The sequence below is a fragment of the Citrobacter sp. R-1.5.2 genome, from assembly GCF_035064245.1.
Classification (GTDB): Bacteria; Pseudomonadota; Gammaproteobacteria; order Enterobacterales; family Enterobacteriaceae; genus Citrobacter.
In genome coordinates, this window is record NZ_JASEYC010000006.1 from 217,894 (window position 1) to 237,225 (window position 19,332).

Genomic DNA, 19,332 nt, shown 5'->3' on the forward strand with positions numbered 1-19,332 from the left:
GTATGGCGCATCCCCTGCATATTCTGCCATTGAACATAAAGTAATCGCCTTTGGGGCCGATAATCATCATGTACCCAATGTGAGTTCAATGGATGAAAAAACGTGATTAAAAATATTCGTGTTATTACCGGTATCCTGCTGGTTCTCGCCATTTTCTGTTTACTGCAGGCCGTTACGGGAAGCCTGTTTTATTCTGCGGTAAACAATGATAGGCAGAATTTCCAGAACTCAGGCACCCTCAACGCTCAGCAAGAAAATCTGAGTGACAGCGTCAATACGTTGATTAAAACCCGTGTTACGGTGACACGCGTCGCCATCCGCTTTTTAAAAAATCAGAGCGATCCTGCTTCTTTAGCCGCGATCAACACGCTGCTCAATACCGCCAGTGATTCAATGAAGAAGGCGGAAGGTTATTTCGCCCGGTATCAGGGATTACCACAGGTTACAGGGCAAGATCCGCAGATCGCCAGTGAAATGGAAAAGCAATATCGCCAGATGCACGAAGTCATGAAATTATCGATTGAGTATCTGCGAGCGAATAACTATCAGGCCTATGGCGATCTTGATGCCCAGAAAGCGCAGGATGAAATGGAAGCGAGCTATGACCACTGGCGAAACGAGAATAATGCGCTGCTGCAGCACGCTGCTGCGGAGAATCAGCTCAGTTTTTCCCGTATGCAGTGGACGCTGGGAGGCATCGTTCTGGTTGTGCTGATCGTTCTGGGCATGATCTGGAGCGGGTTGCAACACATCCTGCTGAAGCCGCTGGCGCAGATTATGGAGCATATTCGCGTCATTACCGGTGGAGATTTAACCCATAAGCTTAATGTTGAAGGTCGCAACGAAATGGGCCGACTGGCGATGGGGTTGGAAGAGATGCAACAGTCGCTGATTTCGACAGTCACTGCCGTACGCAATAGCTCGGAGTCAATTCATACCGGGGCCGCTGAAATATCCTCGGGCAACAACGACCTTTCTTCGCGCACTGAGCAGCAGGCGGCCTCGCTTGAGGAAACTGCCGCCAGCATGGAGCAGTTGACTGCGACAGTGAAGCAGAATACGGACAATGCGAAACAGGCGACCCAATTGGCGAAAAACGCCTCTGATACTGCCGCTCGCGGGGGGCGTGTTGTTGATACCGTTGTTCATACGATGAGTGAAATAGCGGACAGCTCGCAGCAAATCGCGCAGATCACGAACGTTATCGACAGTATTGCATTCCAGACCAACATTCTGGCGCTGAACGCCGCAGTAGAAGCGGCCAGAGCAGGAGAACAGGGGCGCGGATTTGCGGTCGTAGCCGGTGAAGTCCGGACTCTGGCAAGCCGTAGTGCCCAGGCAGCAAAAGAGATCAAAGCGCTGATTGATAATTCAACTCACTGTGTCGGCATGGGATCGCAGCAGGTTTCGGATGCCGGTAAAACCATGGCTGAAATTGTCGCGGCGGTGACCCGTGTGACCGATATCATGGGCGAAATTGCGTCTGCTTCTGAAGAGCAGAGTCGGGGGATTGAACAGGTTAGCCTCGCGGTTTCGCAGATGGACAGTGTTACCCAGCAAAACGCCGCGCTGGTGGAGGAGTCTGCGGCGGCGGCGGCCTCACTGGAGCAACAGGCCGAGCAGTTGCGGCAGGCTGTTGCGGTATTTCGCATTACCCGTGAGAAGGCGGTAAGCGGGGCACGAAAACCATCGCAGGACGCTCCGCGCCAGGATCGCGTTGTCTCTACTACCCAGGATCAACATTGGGAAACGTTCTGACCTGAAAAAGTCCGATTTTGTTCACGCTAAAAGCCGGGTTCGTTGCCCGGCTTTTGTGTATTCAGCGCGCGTTAAAATGCGTGCGCAGGTTCTCTGAGTAACTATCAGAGGAATGCGGTCTCTTTGCTGGTATACTTCACCCACTGAATTGTTTGTATGCTGTCGCAAGTTTTGTGGTTAGTGCGAGCCACCGCCTCTCTGTCGGTGTATCAAGGTAAGCGCTTTCTTTCGATTTGCATGATGTGTTAACTGATAAAAATCAGTGAGTTATTTCTTTTATGAAACATACTGTAGAAGTCATGATCCCGGAAGCGGAGATCAAAGCGCGTATTGCCGAATTGGGGCGTCAGATTAACGAGCGTTACAAGGACAGCGGCAGTGATATGGTGCTGGTAGGCCTGTTACGCGGTTCATTTATGTTTATGGCTGACCTGTGCCGCGAAGTGCATGTCTCCCACGAAGTCGATTTCATGACCGCCTCCAGCTACGGCAGCGGAATGTCCACCACACGTGATGTTAAAATCCTCAAAGACCTGGATGAAGACATTCGTGGCAAAGACGTGCTGATTGTTGAAGACATCATCGACTCCGGCAACACGCTGTCTAAAGTGCGTGAAATCCTGAGTCTGCGTGAACCTAAATCTCTGGCGATTTGTACGTTGCTGGATAAACCTTCTCGCCGTGAAGTGAATGTACCGGTCGAGTTTATCGGTTTCTCCATTCCAGATGAGTTCGTTGTTGGCTACGGCATTGACTATGCACAACGTTATCGCCATCTGCCGTATGTTGGCAAAGTGGTGTTGCTGGACGAGTAATTGGCTGGAGCGCCTGATGGCGCTTCGCTTATCAGGCCTACAGCGCTGATTTGTAGGCCTGATAAGGCGTCACCGCCACCCGGCAGTATCGCCTTACTTATGGTTGCTGTGCTTCTGGCTGAGGTTCGACAACCCCTGTCGGTAGCGTTGTTCCAGCGTTTCGCGGCTGGTGGCCGTGACGTCCAGATCGCGCAGCAGGCCATCATGAATACCGTAAGCCCATCCGTGAATCGTCACTTTCTGACCGCGTTTCCAGGCTGAACGCATGATTGTCGAATGGCCCAGGTTATAGACCTGCTCCATGACATTCAGTTCGCACAGGGTGTCCATGCGACGTTCCTGCGGCATTTCGCCCAGCAGTGAGCTGTGTTTAAACCAGATATCGCGAATATGCAGCAACCAGTTATCAATCAGCCCCTGTTCTTTATTTTCAATGGCTGCCTGGACACCGCCGCATCCATAGTGGCCACAAATAATAATGTGTTCCACTTCCAGCACATCCACCGCATACTGAACCACTGAGAGACAGTTCAGGTCGGTGTGAATAACCAGATTAGCAACATTACGGTGAACAAACAGTTCACCCGGTTCAAGACCGGTTAAACGTTCAGCGGGAACGCGACTGTCGGAACATCCAATCCATAGAAAACGCGGATTTTGTGCATGTGTCAGCGTTTCAAAAAACCCGGGATCCTCTTCTACCAGCATCTTTGACCATAGTGCATTGTTGCTGATAAGTGTATCTATGTCTTTCATGGAGTTGTACAACCCGAAGCCAGATAAATTCGATGGGCTAATATAGGGTAACTCCAGCATTATTTAAACTATATATAAAATGTCAGAACGTAAGGTAAGTAAAAAACCATGACCATTGCTCTGGAACTTCAAAAACTTAAAAAAACCTATCCCGGTGGCGTTCAGGCGTTGCGTGGCATAGATTTGCAAGTCGAAGCGGGTGATTTCTATGCGCTGCTAGGTCCCAATGGCGCGGGAAAGTCCACTACCATCGGCATTATCAGCTCGCTGGTGAATAAAACCTCCGGTCGGGTTAGCGTCTTCGGGTTCGATCTTGATAAAGATACGGTTAATGCCAAGCGCCAGCTTGGGCTGGTGCCGCAGGAGTTCAACTTTAACCCGTTTGAAACCGTGCAACAGATCGTGGTGAATCAGGCGGGTTATTACGGCGTTGAGCATAAAGAGGCGATTAAGCGCAGTGAAATTTATCTAAAACAGCTCGACCTGTGGGAAAAACGCAACGAGCGTGCTCGTATGCTGTCCGGCGGGATGAAGCGCCGCCTGATGATTGCCCGCGCGCTGATGCATGAGCCAAAGTTGCTTATCCTCGATGAACCTACTGCCGGTGTTGATATTGAATTACGCCGCTCAATGTGGGGCTTTTTGAAGGATTTAAACGATAAAGGTACGACGATTATTCTAACCACCCACTACCTCGAAGAAGCGGAAATGCTGTGCCGGAACATCGGCATTATTCAGCACGGTGAGCTGGTAGAAAATACCTCGATGAAGAATCTGCTCTCCAAGCTCAAATCTGAGACGTTTATTCTCGATCTGGCGGCGAAAAGCCCACTACCTAAGCTGGAAGGCTATCAATATCGCCTGGTTGATACCTCAACGCTGGAAGTTGAAGTTCTGCGCGAGCAGGGGGTGAACAGCGTGTTCTCGCAGCTGAGCGCTCAGGGTATTCAGGTATTGAGTATGCGGAACAAGGCGAACCGGCTGGAAGAGTTGTTTGTTTCTCTGGTTCATGAAAAACAAGGAGATCGCGCATGATGCAGCTTTACTGGGTCGCGCTGAAAAGCATCTGGGCGAAAGAGATCCACCGCTTTATGCGTATCTGGGTGCAAACCCTGGTGCCGCCTGTCATCACCATGACGCTCTATTTTATTATCTTTGGTAATTTGATTGGCTCACGGATCGGTGAAATGCACGGCTTTAGCTACATGCAGTTTATCGTGCCGGGGCTTATCATGATGGCGGTGATTACCAACTCGTACGCCAATGTGGCGTCGTCGTTCTTTAGCGCCAAGTTTCAGCGCAACATTGAGGAACTGTTGGTTGCACCGGTACCGACGCACGTTATCATCGCCGGTTTTGTCGGCGGTGGTGTGGCTCGCGGTCTGTGTGTGGGCATTCTGGTCACAGCTATCTCTCTGTTCTTTGTTCCGTTCCAGGTGCACTCCTGGGTCTTCGTGGCGCTGACGCTGGTGCTAACGGCGGTACTGTTTTCGCTGGCGGGCTTGCTGAACGCGGTTTTTGCCAAAACCTTTGACGATATCAGTCTGATCCCGACCTTCGTGTTAACGCCGCTGACCTATCTGGGGGGCGTTTTCTATTCGTTAACGCTGCTGCCGCCATTCTGGCAGGGACTGTCGCACCTGAACCCGATTGTCTACATGATTAGCGGATTCCGCTACGGCTTCCTCGGCATTCACGATGTGCCGCTGGTGACGACCTTCGGTGTGCTGGTGGTGTTTATCGCCGCATTTTATTTACTGTGCTGGTATCTGATTCAGCGCGGGCGCGGGCTGCGCAGCTAAATGTTAAAAGGCGACGTGAGTCGCCTTTTTTTAGCGAATTTGTACTTCCAGTGTGGCCGTTGCCTGATATTGTCCGGTATGTGGCGTTTTGCCGGTGGTATTTACCGGAGCGGTGGTAAATGTCGAACTGCCACTGCCATCCTGATAATCATCGACGGGCAATTCCGTGCTGCCGTTCGGCACGATGGTATTGTCCTCTTTGTCAGAAATACGAATTCCAATATTCTCATTATCGGTTTGCAAATAGTCGTTGTTATGCGGATCGTTAGTGCCTGCTAATGACAGCGAGAGATTGGTGCCATTGGCAACGTTGCTGCAGGTTAAGTTGACGCGGGTTGTGACATGAGATTCCTGCGGGCTGTCGCCAAGGTTGCGGATATCTTTTCCCTGAATATCCGGTAGCTTCACTTCGATAATCTGTCCGGCGTTTATAGAGCAAGACTGAGGAACGGTGATCGTGCCAGAGAGCGTGACGCGCGCGACCGGCGGCACGCCTGGCGGTACGTTATCGCCGCCGCCGGTGGCGGATTTCGATAGATACAGGTTCACGATGGTGGTTTCTGGGATGATTATCTCACCGACCAACGGATGGGTAATGTAGATCCTGACCCTGCCGCGGTTTCCTGCTGTCATCGCCCTCATCTCTGCCCCTGGACAGCCACCTCCTGTTGCGTCAAGATTGCTGACGGCGGAAAAAGGCACGGGGACAAATTGCCCGAGTTTGCCAGCGATGTAGGTTTCAGAGCCGATCTCCAGCTTTCCCGCGACCAGTACGTAATAATACATATAGCCGTAGTAGCGGCTCTCACTGTAGGTACCTTTTTGCGTCAGGTCACCGGTTGTGGCGGTAAAGTAGTTATAGCCCCGATAATCAGTATTATCGCAATCACATACGGCGTTGTAGGTAGCGCTGCCGGACCAATTCGATTCAATAATCGTCCCCCGCTGGTTGTTGTCTGTGCTGTCGATCGTCTGATTGACATCAAACGGATAATTTCGGGTGCCGCTTGTCGATTCGCACCATCCTGTACCGTTGCCAAAGTCTTCGGCCCTGGCGCATCCGGAAAGCGCGACTAACAGTAGTGCACAATACTTCAATTCTTTCAGGTTCATCGTATTCCTTTATTGGCACTGAGCCTGGCTTGTCACAATGCCATTGAGATTTTTTTGCGGGTCGAGGTGGTAGCTGGCGCGGCAGGTTTCATTCGCACTGTTTCCCCATCTCACGACAAGCACGCCTTCCTCTGGCAGCCCGCTCAAGAACACCTGTCCTTTATCAGCGACAATATTGGCCAGACTCTCGTTTTGTTGCGTAAGGCTGACTGTCGCGCCAAAGGGCACCGCGCTTGCGTTCGCGCGCAGAAGCGTGATGAGTGCCCGGTAGCCTTTGCGCGCGTCGTAATCAGCACGCACGATGGCATTGCGTGTCGGGTAGACGGTCTGGTTATTCATTGGGATATCAACGTTGTCTGCAAAAGTGCTGCTGTCCAGCGCGATATCGTAGCGATAGTAAGGCGTGACGTTCGGGATCACCGTATATCCGCGGAAGTCGGTCGTAACGCCAGTCTGGTTGACAACCGAGACATTAGACGCGCCGGGCGCTTTGATGAGCACGGCCGCTCCGGTAATCGGCTGGCTCAGCGTTAGCCCATTTTCGTGGGCCAGCATGCCGCCGCTAATACCGTAGCTGACTTGCCGGGAGTCGGGAGACTGGCTATAACCGGCGTTCACGTTGGCATACGTTCCTTTATAGCTGGCGCTTAACCCGCCGGAGTCGCCGCCGGTAGTGCTGTGGCTTTGCTGTATGGACCAGTTCAGGTTATCGTCTCGAAGGGCAGTACCGCTCAGGCTGGTGCTGTTAACGGTAGCGTCATGCTTACGGGTGCTGAGCATATAGTTAGCGTACATGCGCGAATCGAGCAGCGCGAAAGGTACGCTTACCGAGAGCGTGAACAGTTGATCGTTTTGATAATACCGATCGTTATCTGTTGCGCTGGACTGATAGGTATTGCGGTTATAGCTGTAACCCAGGGTATAACTCACCGCGCCAAAACGGTTGTTATAGCTTGCGCCCAGTGATTCCATTTTACGTTCACTGCGCCAATAGTTTTCTTTTATCCAGCTCAGTGTGAAGGACCCAAGTTTTCCACCAAGTTGCTGATTTAATGAGCTTTCAAAACGATTATGGCGCTTGCCATAGTAATCGTTGAAGCTCTCGTCTGGGTCCAGCACTTCTTCAAGCGAGTTGTAGTGTTCGCTGGCGTAGCGATACCCGGCAAGTGAAAGCGTGGTCCCTGTACTGACTACCCCTTTGCTATAGCGGACGCGCCAGGATTGACCAGTTTCTTTGTGACCATCATCAAACCGGGCATGTGACCAGGTTCCGTCCAGCGAGATAGCGCCGAGCATCTGCATATTCTGCCCGATCCCCAGTGCGGCAGATTGGTATGTGTTCCCGGCAACCTGTCCGCCGCCATAGAGTGTGATCCCCCAGGGAAGGCCATAGAGCAGGGTTGCCTGGGTGAAGCTATCGCCGGTGTGGTTGCTGCCGTCCCGGTACTTCCCTGCCGTTACGCTATATTTGGCGTGCCCGGTTCGCTGCAGAATAGGCAGTGAAGCGTAGGGGACAATAAAGTGTTGTTCGCTGCCGTCGGCTTCCTTGACCGTCACGTCGTAGTCGCCGTTGCTGCCGGTGGGGAACATGTCGTTAATTTCGAACTCGCCAGGCGGGACGGCGGTCTGGTAAGCAACCCGGCCATTTTGTCGCACGGTGACCTGCGCGTTCGAACGGGCAATGCCGCGAATTGTCGGCGCGTAACCACGTAGGCTGTCCGGTTGCATTTGATCGTCTGATGCTAGCTGTATACCGCGAAAGGCAAGGCTGTCGAAGATGTCCGTGGGCGTGTTGCTGTCGCCGAGGGTGAGTTGACTCTTCAGCGCAATAATGTCGCGCTGAAGATAATTGTATACGGTATTCCAGCTCTGCTGCGTGTTGCCATCGCTGGTGTTGGCGTTCCAGTTGGTATAGTTACGAAAACGCCATGGTCCAACATTAATACCCGGCTGAAGTGCCAGATATTGCGAGTCGGTATCCGCCACATCGCGATTTTTTCCGAAGGTCTGATAACCGCTGAAATTGTAGTTGAGCAACAGGGCTGGGATTCCCTCCTGCCACTTTTCCGGCGGCACGTATCCTCGGGCGCTACTGGCAATGTACATTTGCGGGATGCTAATAAACAGTTGCTGTGCCTGAAAATCAAACTGCTGGCTGGCACCTGGGATCAGTGAAAGATCGGCGCATCCCCTGGCGGTATTCAACGCGGGAAAAAGTTCAGTCTTTACTCCTGCGCTTTTTAATTCCGCTGTGAGTAAACAACCCTGTAATACCTGGCGGCCATCGGGTAGAGCGACCTGTTGATAATCAACGTTTCGCGAACCCAGTGATGTCTTGTTGATTAAAATATCGGTGTAATAAGTACCCGGTAGCTGGCTTTGGTCAGTGGAAAATATGGAGAGATCTGCCGCTGTGATCTGTTGCGATCCGCGGTTTTCAATAAATGCCGGATCGAAGTAGTCCCTGGCCCAAACCTGATGCGTCAGCGCGCAGTGAAGCGCAACCATAAGAGCACTGCGTGAGAGATAAAACTGCACAGATTGTCCATTCCTCGTGCCCATAAATCATCCTTGGCCGTGTTTTTACTGCTCTTGTTTATGTATTGGTCCCGTCCCCCCAAAGTCATTAATAATTGACCAGGTGATGACACCACTCGCCCCCGACTGCAATGTGTACTGCGCGCTACCAAACGGCGGTGCATAGCGCGGTGCTTTCAGTTTGCTGCCACCGACCGCTATTTCGCCGAAATTCATGTAGTAGGGCGTTGGGTTGCGGACCGTTAATATGCTGCCGCTTCTTGACCACTGCAGCTGATTGGTCACTTTTTCGGGTGTTTGCTTTAATGACGTGGGACGGTAAATCAGTTTAAATTCCGCTTTAATCGCAATTTTAAGTTTGTTGCCTTTATCATCCGGATTAGTTCCGGGAATGGACTTGATATCTAACCAATAAAGGGACTCTCTGTCTTTGGGTATATTTCCACCTGTGCGAATAACACGTAAAACATTTCTTTTACCACCATCAAGTCGAAATAGTGGAGGGGTTACCATAAAAGGTGCATCACCTGTTTTACCCGTTTCACTAATTGACTGTACCCACGATTGAATTAAGTATGGGACGTTGTCATTATTGCTTATTGATATTGACTCATCTTTTGCATCGCCGTTAAAAATAACGCGCGTGGCACCAATGTTGATTCCTGCAGCATGAGCAAAAGGACAGGCGAAAAGGCTGACAGCAAGAACTGCCTTCGTCAAAGGATTCATCATGACCTCAACAAACAAAAGGGCCAACCCGCGTTGGCCGCTATGGATTAGTTGTATTGCAGGTAGAAGGTTGCAGTCGCGTCAACGCTGCCCGCCGTTACGGTGTCGCTGGTTGAGATAAACTGGGCAGAGAATGGCATGGAAATTTCGGTCTGGCCGCTGGTGAGCGTAGATTTCGTTGACCATGCTGATTCATCATTCAACGCCAGCGCAGTATTGGCACTATCCAGAATTTGCACGCCTACACCGGTTGCATCACCCGTGTTTGCCAGTACGCTGGTGTCATACGGGTCCTGCGTACCTTCAAAACGGGTTTGGATATTTTCGTAGATTGATGAATCGCAGTTTTCCAGATCGATGGTGAAGGCTTCATTACTTTGCGTTTGCCCGGCAGCGGTAAAAACGGAGGCAAACTGGTCTTTCAGCGTGACGTCAATAGAGCTGGTCTTGACAGTACAGGCGTTTTGCAGAATTGTCCCTGTGATGTGGACGGTGCCATCGCTTGCGGTATCGGCTAATGCAGAAGTGGATATCAATAATGAAGCGAAAACCATTGTTTTCATTTTTTTGTTCATGAGCTTAATCCTTTAAGACTAATTATTAATAACACAGTGTTAATCAAGAGTGTTAATTCATTTGCTTCGTTTTTATTTTCTTATTTTGCTATATTAAAGTAAATATATAATGCTTGCTGGAATATGAGGCTGGTAAAAAATAGGAATAAACCCATGCTATATTTGAATGGTGTTTAATTTATTATTTGCGCCAATTATGCCTTATGGTTTTTAAGTGTGTGTATTGTTAATAAAGTATTTAATTTTATTAATGATTCGATTAATAATATGAGGGGAATGGCTATTTCATGCGTTAAAAAAATAAATTAACCCAGGATGATCGCCATCACTGTCAAGCATGTTTGTCTGTGTCAGGATGGTTTATAGCAAAAGGAGGGATGATGATGCTAGGTTGGGTAATTACCTGTCATGACGATAAGGCACAGGATATGCTGCAGCGTCTGGAAAGAAAGTACGGTCCACAGGCACAGTGCCAGGCAGTCAGCTTCTGGCGTGGACTCAGTTCGAATATGTTAAGCCGTATGATGTGCGATGCTTTGCATGCCACAGACTCCGGTGAGGGCGTCATCTTTCTGACGGATATTGCTGGCGCTGCGCCGTACCGTGTCGCCTCGCTGATGAGTCATAAGCATCCCCAGTGTGAAGTTATTTCCGGTATCAGCTACGCATTGCTGGAGCAAATGCTAATGTCGCGGGAATCTTTGAGCAGTTCTGCCTTTCGTGACCGTATCGTGACGCTTGGTGGGCCTGACGTCTCGAGCCTCTGGCATCAACAACAGAAAAATCCGCCTTTCGTATTGCTGCATGATTTGTATGCGTGTTAATCATTGGTATTGATAGCGATTTTGCTACAATAATCGGAGTTTCTCGCCTCGGTTATCTTATATGGTGATGCGCGTTCTGTTGGTTTTGTTGCTCCTGTTCTCCGGTAGCGTTGCTGCGGCGTTACCAGCTCGTTATATGCAAACGACCGAAGCGGCTGCTGTTTGGGCACAGATCGGTAATAAAATGGTGACGGTAGGGAATATTCGTGCCGGCCAAATCCTCTCAGTAGAGCCAATTGCCGCTGACTACTATGAATTCACCTTTGGCTTCGGTACCGGGTTTATCGATAAGGGACATCTGGAGCCTGTTCAGGGGCGGCAGAAAGTTGACGATGGTTTAGGTGACCTCAACAAACCGCTCAGCAATCAAAGCCTGATAACCTGGAAAGACACACCCGTTTATAATGCCCCGGATGTTGGGAGTGCTCCGTTTGGCGTACTGACGGACAACCTGCGCTATCCCATAATTAGTAAGCTTAAAGACCGACTCAATCAGACCTGGTTTCAGATTCGCATTGGTGGCAGGCTGGCTTATATCAGCGCGCTGGATGCACAGGAAGACCACGGTATTCCCGTGTTGACCTACCATCATATTCTGCGTGATGAAGAGAATACCCGTTTTCGCCACACCTCCACGACCACCTCTGTGCGTGCGTTCAGTAACCAAATGGCCTGGCTACGGGATCGCGGTTACACAACGTTGACGATGTATCAACTGGAAGGCTACGTGCAGAATAAAATGAATCTGCCAGCACGGGCTGTTGTGCTGACGTTCGACGATGGCCTGAAGTCGGTCAGCCGTTATGCTTATCCTGTCCTCAAGCAGTACGGGATGAAAGCGACAGCGTTTATCATTTCGTCGCGTATCAAGCGCCACCCTCAGAAGTGGGACCCGAAATCGCTGCAATTTATGAGCGTTTCGGAACTTGAGGGAATGCGGGATGTGTTCGATTTCCAGTCGCATACCCATTTTTTGCATCGTATTGGTGTTAAAAACCAGCCGGTGCTGCTAAGTCGCAGCTATCACAATATTCTGTTTGATTTCGAACGTTCGCGCCGCGCGCTTTCGCAATTCAATCCGCATGTGCTGTATCTCTCTTATCCGTTTGGCGGTTATAACGATAAGGCGGTAAAAGCGGCGAGCGATGCCGGGTTTCATATGGCGGTGACGACGGTGCGGGGGAAGGTAAAGCCAGGAGATAATCCGTTCTTACTGAAGCGTTTGTACATCTTAAGAACGGATTCGCTGGAAACGATGGCGCGGCTGATCAGTAACCAGCCGCAAGGGTAAGCTAAAAATAGTCGACAGTAAACGTGCCGATAGCTTTGAAATTACCCAACGTAAGATCGCTGCCGTCTTCAAGCCGGAAGATCTGCGAATAAAAGGGGAAATTGAATGACGCCCCGTTGCTGACAGAAGTCATCGGGCTCCACATTTCCATTCCCGGTTTAAACGCCTGTTCACCATCGCGTGTCGGGATATTAGCTTGCACATAAACGCCAATACCTTGTGCCGCCGAACTCCCACTCAGCGTATTTTTAAGCAGTATATATCCATTACTATTGGTAGTGCTGCGGGTCGATGTTAGCTTAAAGCGCAGCCATACCGTATTAACGCAGTTTTTCACCTGGAAGGTGAAGTTCTTATTCGGCCAATAATTCTCCCTTAGTTCTGAAACCATTATCTCGCCAAAATCGACATTGTTAGTGCCGCTATTGACCGACAGGGAGCCACATGTCGCGGCTTTTACGGGAATGCGAAAACTGCTGGGGGTGACGTTAATGGTCCAGGGGTTATTGTCATCAGAGTCTGCGGTGCCGATACGTATTTGCCCCAGCGTTCTTGAATCTTTTGGCGTAATGGCGGTGACGCCATTTATATTTCCGCGAAAGCCAGTGTCCTGATAGAGCGTCACCGTCGCCTTCATGTTCTGGCTGTCCCACTTGCTTTCGCTGCCGCCGTCAACCAACACCCATGAACCATTATTCGTTGAGGGGAAATAGCCTCCGCCGCCGCCGCTACTGTACATTTTTACCGCATAATAAATGCCATCGACGTTGGTGGGATAGAGCGCTCTGCCATCGGTTGACATGGTTGTTGATGAGGCATTGGTGTTGGCATAGAACCCATATCCTTGGCTCCCTGCATCACAGTAGGTCCAGAGGTCATGATCTAATGTCGGGTCAAAATAGGTCAATTCATAGATGGAGGTGGTGATATCGTCCGAGACATAATGAAATGTTATCGGGTTGCTTGGGCCTCCGCCATTGAGCGCCATCGTACCCGATTTACCATTTTCCGCAAGGTGGCATTCTTTCGCATTGGCATGAAAACTCAGAGCCAGTAATGCTATCGGGCATAATAAATATTTAAGCATGCAATCTTCCTTGATTATTGATAGATAGCATCAACCAGTACGTGGCTGGTGACCTTTCCGGGGGTCACAACCCCTGTGTTTTGATAGCGCGCGTAAAAGTCATAGCTGGTCAGGTAGTTAGCCGCCGTTGAGACATCAATTGCCACAGCAGAAGTGCCATCGCTATTGACGACGTTACGATTATCGCTGGTGGAGAAAATCACCACGCCGACGTTTTCTGCACCACCGCTGACTGCAGGCGTTTCATTGATAAATACCTGCTGGCTTTGCGCTGGCCAGATGCCATTTTGCGGCTGGAAGCCAAAGGTCATGGTATTGACCGTGGTGGCATCGCCTGCGCAGCTATCCACATTGATGCTAAAAAGCGTCCCGCTGGCGGCATCGCCAGGCTGTAAACGCGTGGAGCCATCATCGTTATAAAACCAATGGCGGGAAACGGTGGGTAAATGCACCGTTCCATTATCAGAAAGGGAGATCTGGCAGGTGTTCTCCACGATGTTCGCTTTGATCGTGACATCCAGACTGCTTTCCCCCTCATCGGCAAAACAGGGCGCAGTACATATCCCGCCAGTCACCCCCGCAACCAACAGCGTTCTCCCTAAGGACAAGAGAATACGGATACAATATGACATGGCGGCTTTGCTCCTTGTGGCTTACTGATAGGTGATAACAAATGTCACTGGCGCGCTAACGTTACCTGCTGTGACGTTGGCAATCGTTCTGCTTTTGGCAATGACGATACGTGATGCAAAATCGACATCCAGCGTGCTGTCGCTGATGGTGAGAGACTGTGCGGGTTTCGTATTGCAACTGAGCAACGTTCCGGTGGCGGACTCGCCTTGCCAGACTTCAAAACCTGTAGCGTTACCGGCGGAGAAGGAGTCACCGTCTGAATTGGGGCCTGTGCAGTTACTACCGGAGCCTGGAACAACCTGATAGCTGGCGGATTTCACGCCCATGCAGTTAGTGAAGGCCACTTTAAACGGCTCGCTGCGGCTCTGGTTGACCAGGTCTGATTTAAAGACGTCGCCGAAGTCCAGGGTGTCGATAGGGTTGCCGCTGGTGTCCTGAATTTGTGCTGTACAGGTACCGGATGTCACCGTTGAGGTAAACGTCGCGGAAACGCTGCTGGTACCGGTAATGGCGGCAAAAGAGGAGGCCGAAAAAAGTAACGCGCCGGCCATGCCGCTCAGAAAAGCGATTTTTTTTCATCAAGATATTCCTTTTCTGATGATTATTCATAGGTGAAGTTGAAGGTAGCAAGCGCACTAAAGGCACCTGTCGTCCCTTTCCCCGCAGAGGTTTCAACCAGCGTTGCCACTAACGGGACCTCTTTGTTACTGATTTCGTCGTTGCTCCATACCAGCATGGTGCTATCGTTCGCTGAGTTAATGGTGAATGGCGCATCAGTTGCGGATGCTCTGGCGATTGAAACACCAAGGTTGGTCGCTGCATCAGATGACGCACCATTGGCAATGATTTTATCGGAGTCGGCTGATTGGGTTCCCGATACCGTTGTTTTTAGTGACTGTAAGCTTGCCGGGCACTCGGTGATCTTCAGCTTAAAGGTCGTCTGCGCACTGCTGTCGCCGTTGATGATTTTGTCCAGACCTACGGTGCCATCTGTCCCAATAGGGATAGTGTTGTTTTGGCCATCGCCGCTGCCGCCTTCAATCGCCATATCGCAGGTGGTTTCCCGTAGTGTGGCGGTGAAGGTGACATCCAGCGATGCCGCCTGACCTGGGAATGCGGTTGCAAACAGCAGGCCGCTGCATCCCAGCAGGTAGAGTTTTTTTAGCTTCATTATTTTCATCTTATTCCCTGTAAAAATAATGCCATTACATCTGGCAACGTTGGTTACTCAATAGACGGGTAAGGCCAATTTTCTGGTTGGTGTTTTCATCAGTAAGCTGGTAGTTAACGGTGCAGCGTCCTTCAATACCACTTCCCCAAATCACCTTTAGCGTGCCGCTATCGTTAACGCCGCGAACATAGGCAATACCGGCTTGCCCAACGGTCCCGATCGATTCGCCTTTCTCGTTTTGTACGTCGGCACCGAGCGGGATAAAACCGTTGTCGGTGCGCAGCAGTTCCAGCAGCAGCGAACGCCCTTCATCAGTTTCAAAATCGACCTGCACAACGGCACCGCTACGTGGAACAACAACTGTGCTGGTGTTTTTTACCTCAACATCGTTTTCCATGGAGTCGATATTGAGACCGACGTTGTTTTCCCGATAAGCAGACAGATAAGGCTGGACTGCGTAGCCAAAGCGGTCGATATTGCCGTCGCCGTTGATTAAGCGAGCACCTTTGGCGCCAGGCGCGTGTACCAGCGCCAGCGTATCGGTATCGCCGATACTGTTGGGGGCCAGCGTCAATCCACCAGGGTGTACTAACATGCCGCCGCTGTAACTTACGGAGTACTGGCGGCTGTTATCATCCGAGGCGGAGGCCGACACGCTTAATGGTCCCCACGGTCCGTTGTAGGTACCGTAGCCGCCCAGTTGGTTAATCGATGAACCATCGCCTCGACTGGAGGTGGTATTCACGCTATAGCTAAAGCGATAGTCGTCAGAGTTGCCGCTAGCGCTGGTGGCGAAACTGTTGTTTGATTTCAAATCGCTGTTAACACTCATGTTCACCGTTGAGAACCCCAGCGGCTTTTTATTGCGACCTAACAAGTTTTCCAGCGGAATACTGAGGTTCAGGTAAACGCTGTCATCTTTATCGCCGTATTCGTTATAGCTACGCTGAACCGAAATGCTGTAGCTGGCCCATGAGAAGGAGTCGCTATAGCCGACAGAGTACTGTGAGGTGGATGATGATTTGTTCCAGTAATCCTCCCAACTACCGCTGATATACACGTTGCCATTGCTGGAACCTAAAAAAGATACCGGTTGGCTGACGTTGAGCTGGAATTGATTCTTCATGCGCTGGAAATTGCTAAATTCCTTTTCTGAATTGTCGCTGTTTTGTTTTACGTTCTCACTTAACGTGGCAGCATCGCGCAGTGACATATAGTTTTTGGTCGAAAAACGGTAGGCCGCGATATTGAAAGAGGTGCGAGACTCTTCGATCATTTTGCTCCAGGTAACGCGGTAGCTTTGACCAGTCAGGGTGTCCAGATCGTCAATAGCCGTGCTTGAATGTGTCACATCAAGCGCGAAAGCGCCCACGGGGGTATTGGTCGCGACACCCAGCAGCCCGGCATAATAGCCCACGTCCATATATTGCACGCCAGCGTAGCCGGTAAAGATGTTATTCAGTCCGTAATAACCCGTGGCGTAACCTAACTTCGGCTTATCGTTCAAGTTGCTATCATGCAGCTCGCCAGCGCCAATATCCCAGCGCCCATAGCCAGGACGCAGCATCTGCGTAACGGAGGAGTAGGGGACAGAGAAGGTACGAATGCTGCCGTCGGCTTCTTCTATAGCGACGTCCAAATCGCTGCCGTAACCCGTGGTACTGAGGTCGGTGATGGCAAACGGCCCCGGTGGCACGGTGGTTTCATAAATCTTGTTGCCACTTTGCGTGATAGTGACTTTGGCGTTGCTTTTGGCGACGCCGCGAATTTCAGGGGCATAGGTTGATGTTCCACCGGGCAGCATTCGGTCGTCATTATAAAAACGGAGGCCGCGCAGGCTGAAAGAGTCAAAAGCATCACCACGGGTGAATGAATCCCCAACCAGAAACTGCGAGCGTAACGCTGCAATATCGCGTTGCAGATAAATATCCTGGTTGGTGTAGTCGCCGCCGCTGTCCTGATTCCAGTTAGCGTTGCCTCGGGCGCGAAAGTGCCAGGCACCAAGATTTACACCGTATTTAAGACCAGCGTAGAGAGAGTCGGATTTGTTGCCGTCGCTTTCAGTGTGCCAACTGTTCAGATCATAAGAGAACATCGCAACTGGGATACCGTCTTGCCACAGCGAAGGATCGACATAGCCGTTAGGGCTTCTGAGGACGAAAATTTGTGGTATCGACAGAGATAATTCTTGCGTGCCGATATCATAATTCCATGTAGACTGCGGATATTGTTGCGCAAAATCTACGCAGGTTGCAGACTCAAGATTCAGTCCTTCAGTTTTAACCCCAATTTGCGCGAGAAGTTTGGCGGTGAAGCAGGGGGTTGCGCGAGGTGTGCCGTTATCGTTGAAGGTGAAATCGGTGAGCATTTTCGGCTTACCGTTCAAAATAATTTGCGTTTTATAGGTACCCGGTGGAACCGGATTGCCTTTTGAAAAGCGACTAACGTCAATACTGGTACCCGTATTGAATAAGAACTGATCGTTAAATTCAACTTCATCTGTTGAAGATGAAGACGCTTCTTCAGCCATTACTGAGGACGATAGTGCAATATATATAGCAGTACACAATAATGAGCGACGAAAAAACATAATTTCCCTATCTTTTAAATTCGCTGAAATCCTTCAGCGTGAACATTAATTAATGGTGGACTGATGCTTTTCTGTCCCGCCGAAATCATTGATAGTGGTATATTCTATGTTTCCACCTGCCATACTAACGGCATTTTTTACCGGCACATTTTCATTTGCGAATGGCGGGAGGGTATGGGAGTCCACTGCTATTTTCTTACCGTTAACCGTGATGGTGGCACTGGACATCGAAACGAAATAAGGGCTGCTGTTATTCGCGATTAATGCATTACCTTGCTGGGTCCATTTCACATTACCTGCGGCTATGGACGGATCGCCCTGTAAACCATCCGGACGGAAAAACATTTTAATACGGGTACGAAAGGCCAGTTGCAGTACGTTTTGACTATCCGCGTCTTTTGCCTTCGGGGGGACTTCCAGTACGTTAAACCAAAAGAGGGTCTCACGGTCCTGAGCCAGCGGTTGCCGTGTCCACGTTATGCGCACAGTTTGCCCTTTGGACGGATCGACACGGGATACCGGCGGCGTAACGATAAACGGTAGCTTCAGCTCTTGTGGGTTGACCTCATCGCGACCGTCATCCAACCATGACTGTACCAGCAACGGCTTATTGCCACGGTTTTCCATTTTGACGGTAACGTCTTTGGACGACTGTGGATAGATCACGCGGGTGCCGGATATGACGATATCCGCGCTGGCATTAAACGAACAAAGTGCTGCGCTTATACAGAAAAGCGAGGCTGAGGTAAGACGGGTAAAACGGTGCATAGTATTGATCCTCACAATGTGCCTGTCTCAAAGGCAGGCACATAATCGATTACGTAACGATTACTCGTAAGTCATCGTAAAAGTAGCGTTGCTGGTTACTTTACCGGCAGTGATATCGTTGGTACCGGAAACCCAGTCAGCGCTTGGCACATAAGCAACGCGGAACGCCAGAACACCTTCACCCTCGGTCAGTGTGGCGATCTGTGTGTTGTTTGCCGGCAGGCCAACCTGAATACGGTCGGTGTCGGATGTGCTGTTATTGAACAACGCCAGGTTTACGTTTTCCGCGTGGCCGCTTACGCTTGGGTCGGCTTTCAACGTACCATTAGTCAGGTCAGCGAACTGATGGGAGGTGAAAGTGGCAGAGGCTTTGGTTAGGTCAGTCGGGCAGTCGCTGAAGTGCAGTTCGAACTCTTTGGAACCGACGCCAGTATCAATGGTTGTCTTTTCAACATCGGCTCTTTTCACAACCGGCATGCTGATGGTGACGGTGTTAGCATCAACACCGTTATTGCTGGTGATCGTGCAAGTGGTGTCGGTTACGGCGCCATCAAAGGTGATTAGACCGACATCGGTGTCTGCGAATGCAGATGTTGAACTCAGTGCGATAACAATTGATGCGGCGGCAATGGTTAACTTATTCATGTTGATAATATCCATATAAAATATTAATTTCCCCATAAATGATTAAAGGGGGTCCTAAGGGTATTAGGAATTAATAATATTATATTTAATTAATAATAAAGAAATTTAAGTATCATTAAAAACGGTTTTAGAATAGAACGATTGAAATTTGTGTTGAGATATGTTAAATCTTTTAGTGTTATTCGTTTTGTTATTAATTAAATGTAATATATAAAGTGTTTTATTGGCTGTGTCGAT

General features: G+C 50.1%; 18 protein-coding genes. 6 read left to right on the plus strand and 12 right to left on the minus strand.

Annotated elements, in window-relative coordinates; genetic code table 11:
* Positions 1 to 102: 102 nt before the first annotated feature.
* Positions 103 to 1,758, plus strand: a complete 1,656-nt coding sequence (gene tcp / locus QMN38_RS13410; protein WP_271440521.1) for a methyl-accepting chemotaxis citrate transducer — start codon at positions 103 to 105, stop codon at positions 1,756 to 1,758.
* A 278-nt stretch (positions 1,759 to 2,036) separates the two neighbouring features.
* Positions 2,037 to 2,573 carry a hypoxanthine phosphoribosyltransferase gene (hpt, locus tag QMN38_RS13415; RefSeq protein ID WP_003018658.1) on the plus strand — a complete coding sequence of 179 codons (537 nt, stop codon included), beginning with the start codon at positions 2,037 to 2,039 and terminating at the stop codon, positions 2,571 to 2,573.
* Positions 2,574 to 2,666: 93 nt separating this feature from the next.
* On the opposite strand, the gene can is transcribed toward hpt, so the two are convergent.
* Entirely contained in the window at positions 2,667 to 3,329 is a 663-nt protein-coding gene (gene can / locus QMN38_RS13420; RefSeq protein ID WP_003018654.1) for a carbonate dehydratase, read from the minus strand.
* 108 nt (positions 3,330 to 3,437) lie between these two features.
* On the opposite strand from can, the gene QMN38_RS13425 reads away from it, so the two are divergent.
* Positions 3,438 to 4,364: an ABC transporter ATP-binding protein gene (locus tag QMN38_RS13425; protein ID WP_271457093.1), complete on the plus strand. Its 927-nt coding sequence runs from the start codon at positions 3,438 to 3,440 to the stop codon at positions 4,362 to 4,364.
* Positions 4,361 to 5,131, plus strand: coding sequence for an ABC transporter permease (locus QMN38_RS13430; RefSeq protein WP_003829467.1), 771 nt, complete (start codon positions 4,361 to 4,363; stop codon positions 5,129 to 5,131). The genes QMN38_RS13425 and QMN38_RS13430 overlap by 4 nt, the downstream gene beginning before the upstream one ends.
* A 30-nt stretch (positions 5,132 to 5,161) precedes the next feature.
* Here the strand turns inward: QMN38_RS13430 and QMN38_RS13435 are convergent, their stop codons facing one another.
* From QMN38_RS13435 to QMN38_RS13450, 4 genes are read right to left on the minus strand one after another with little or no spacing between them, the layout of a single operon-like run.
* Entirely contained in the window at positions 5,162 to 6,244 is a 1,083-nt protein-coding gene (locus QMN38_RS13435; protein ID WP_323605203.1) for a fimbrial protein, read from the minus strand.
* A gap of 9 nt (positions 6,245 to 6,253) precedes the next feature.
* Entirely contained in the window at positions 6,254 to 8,806 is a 2,553-nt protein-coding gene (locus QMN38_RS13440; protein ID WP_323605204.1) for a fimbrial outer membrane usher protein, read from the minus strand.
* A 21-nt stretch (positions 8,807 to 8,827) separates the two neighbouring features.
* Complete coding sequence (locus tag QMN38_RS13445) at positions 8,828 to 9,511, minus strand: fimbria/pilus periplasmic chaperone (protein WP_323605227.1); 684 nt, start codon at positions 9,509 to 9,511, stop codon at positions 8,828 to 8,830.
* Between the two features lie 47 nt (positions 9,512 to 9,558).
* Positions 9,559 to 10,086, minus strand: a complete 528-nt coding sequence (locus QMN38_RS13450) for a fimbrial protein (RefSeq protein ID WP_271440526.1) — start codon at positions 10,084 to 10,086, stop codon at positions 9,559 to 9,561.
* A gap of 383 nt (positions 10,087 to 10,469) precedes the next feature.
* On the opposite strand from QMN38_RS13450, the gene QMN38_RS13455 reads away from it, so the two are divergent.
* Both QMN38_RS13455 and QMN38_RS13460 read left to right on the plus strand, forming a co-directional pair.
* Positions 10,470 to 10,910: a PTS sugar transporter subunit IIA gene (locus QMN38_RS13455; RefSeq protein WP_271442765.1), complete on the plus strand. Its 441-nt coding sequence runs from the start codon at positions 10,470 to 10,472 to the stop codon at positions 10,908 to 10,910.
* Positions 10,911 to 10,971: 61 nt separating this feature from the next.
* Positions 10,972 to 12,201, plus strand: coding sequence for a polysaccharide deacetylase family protein (locus QMN38_RS13460; RefSeq protein ID WP_323605205.1), 1,230 nt, complete (start codon positions 10,972 to 10,974; stop codon positions 12,199 to 12,201).
* Between the two features lies 1 nt (position 12,202).
* Here the strand turns inward: QMN38_RS13460 and QMN38_RS13465 are convergent, their stop codons facing one another.
* The 7 genes from QMN38_RS13465 to QMN38_RS13495 are packed head-to-tail and all read right to left on the minus strand — an operon-like array spanning position 12,203 to position 19,095.
* Positions 12,203 to 13,288 carry a fimbrial protein gene (locus QMN38_RS13465; protein WP_323605206.1) on the minus strand — a complete coding sequence of 362 codons (1,086 nt, stop codon included), beginning with the start codon at positions 13,286 to 13,288 and terminating at the stop codon, positions 12,203 to 12,205.
* A gap of 14 nt (positions 13,289 to 13,302) precedes the next feature.
* Complete coding sequence (locus tag QMN38_RS13470) at positions 13,303 to 13,920, minus strand: fimbrial-like protein (protein ID WP_323605207.1); 618 nt, start codon at positions 13,918 to 13,920, stop codon at positions 13,303 to 13,305.
* Positions 13,921 to 13,941: 21 nt separating this feature from the next.
* A complete protein-coding gene (locus QMN38_RS13475; RefSeq protein ID WP_323605208.1) occupies positions 13,942 to 14,472 on the minus strand; it encodes a fimbrial protein in 531 nt (176 codons plus the stop codon).
* Positions 14,473 to 14,522: 50 nt separating this feature from the next.
* Complete coding sequence (locus tag QMN38_RS13480; protein ID WP_323605209.1) at positions 14,523 to 15,101, minus strand: fimbrial protein; 579 nt, start codon at positions 15,099 to 15,101, stop codon at positions 14,523 to 14,525.
* A gap of 25 nt (positions 15,102 to 15,126) precedes the next feature.
* Complete coding sequence (locus QMN38_RS13485) at positions 15,127 to 17,682, minus strand: outer membrane usher protein (protein WP_323605210.1); 2,556 nt, start codon at positions 17,680 to 17,682, stop codon at positions 15,127 to 15,129.
* Positions 17,683 to 17,727: 45 nt separating this feature from the next.
* Positions 17,728 to 18,450: a fimbrial chaperone gene (locus QMN38_RS13490; protein WP_271442764.1), complete on the minus strand. Its 723-nt coding sequence runs from the start codon at positions 18,448 to 18,450 to the stop codon at positions 17,728 to 17,730.
* Positions 18,451 to 18,510: 60 nt separating this feature from the next.
* The gene (locus QMN38_RS13495; RefSeq protein WP_271455708.1) at positions 18,511 to 19,095 is read right to left on the minus strand and encodes a fimbrial protein; all 585 of its coding nucleotides are present in this window, start codon (positions 19,093 to 19,095) and stop codon (positions 18,511 to 18,513) included.
* Positions 19,096 to 19,332 lie beyond the last annotated feature (237 nt).

Bases quoted from the DNA above. Each gene is read 5' to 3' on its own strand.
- hpt (WP_003018658.1), top strand. From the start codon at position 2,037: ATGAAACATACTGTAGAAGTCATGATCCCGGAAGCGGAGATCAAAGCG.
- can (WP_003018654.1), bottom strand. From the start codon at position 3,329: ATGAAAGACATAGATACACTTATCAGCAACAATGCACTATGGTCAAAG.
- QMN38_RS13425 (WP_271457093.1), top strand. From the start codon at position 3,438: ATGACCATTGCTCTGGAACTTCAAAAACTTAAAAAAACCTATCCCGGT.
- QMN38_RS13430 (WP_003829467.1), top strand. From the start codon at position 4,361: ATGATGCAGCTTTACTGGGTCGCGCTGAAAAGCATCTGGGCGAAAGAG.
- QMN38_RS13435 (WP_323605203.1), bottom strand. From the start codon at position 6,244: ATGAACCTGAAAGAATTGAAGTATTGTGCACTACTGTTAGTCGCGCTT.
- QMN38_RS13440 (WP_323605204.1), bottom strand. From the start codon at position 8,806: ATGGGCACGAGGAATGGACAATCTGTGCAGTTTTATCTCTCACGCAGT.
- QMN38_RS13445 (WP_323605227.1), bottom strand. From the start codon at position 9,511: ATGAATCCTTTGACGAAGGCAGTTCTTGCTGTCAGCCTTTTCGCCTGT.
- QMN38_RS13450 (WP_271440526.1), bottom strand. From the start codon at position 10,086: ATGAACAAAAAAATGAAAACAATGGTTTTCGCTTCATTATTGATATCC.
- QMN38_RS13455 (WP_271442765.1), top strand. From the start codon at position 10,470: ATGCTAGGTTGGGTAATTACCTGTCATGACGATAAGGCACAGGATATG.
- QMN38_RS13460 (WP_323605205.1), top strand. From the start codon at position 10,972: ATGGTGATGCGCGTTCTGTTGGTTTTGTTGCTCCTGTTCTCCGGTAGC.
- QMN38_RS13465 (WP_323605206.1), bottom strand. From the start codon at position 13,288: ATGCTTAAATATTTATTATGCCCGATAGCATTACTGGCTCTGAGTTTT.
- QMN38_RS13470 (WP_323605207.1), bottom strand. From the start codon at position 13,920: ATGTCATATTGTATCCGTATTCTCTTGTCCTTAGGGAGAACGCTGTTG.
- QMN38_RS13475 (WP_323605208.1), bottom strand. From the start codon at position 14,472: ATGGCCGGCGCGTTACTTTTTTCGGCCTCCTCTTTTGCCGCCATTACC.
- QMN38_RS13480 (WP_323605209.1), bottom strand. From the start codon at position 15,101: ATGAAAATAATGAAGCTAAAAAAACTCTACCTGCTGGGATGCAGCGGC.
- QMN38_RS13485 (WP_323605210.1), bottom strand. From the start codon at position 17,682: ATGTTTTTTCGTCGCTCATTATTGTGTACTGCTATATATATTGCACTA.
- QMN38_RS13490 (WP_271442764.1), bottom strand. From the start codon at position 18,450: ATGCACCGTTTTACCCGTCTTACCTCAGCCTCGCTTTTCTGTATAAGC.
- QMN38_RS13495 (WP_271455708.1), bottom strand. From the start codon at position 19,095: ATGAATAAGTTAACCATTGCCGCCGCATCAATTGTTATCGCACTGAGT.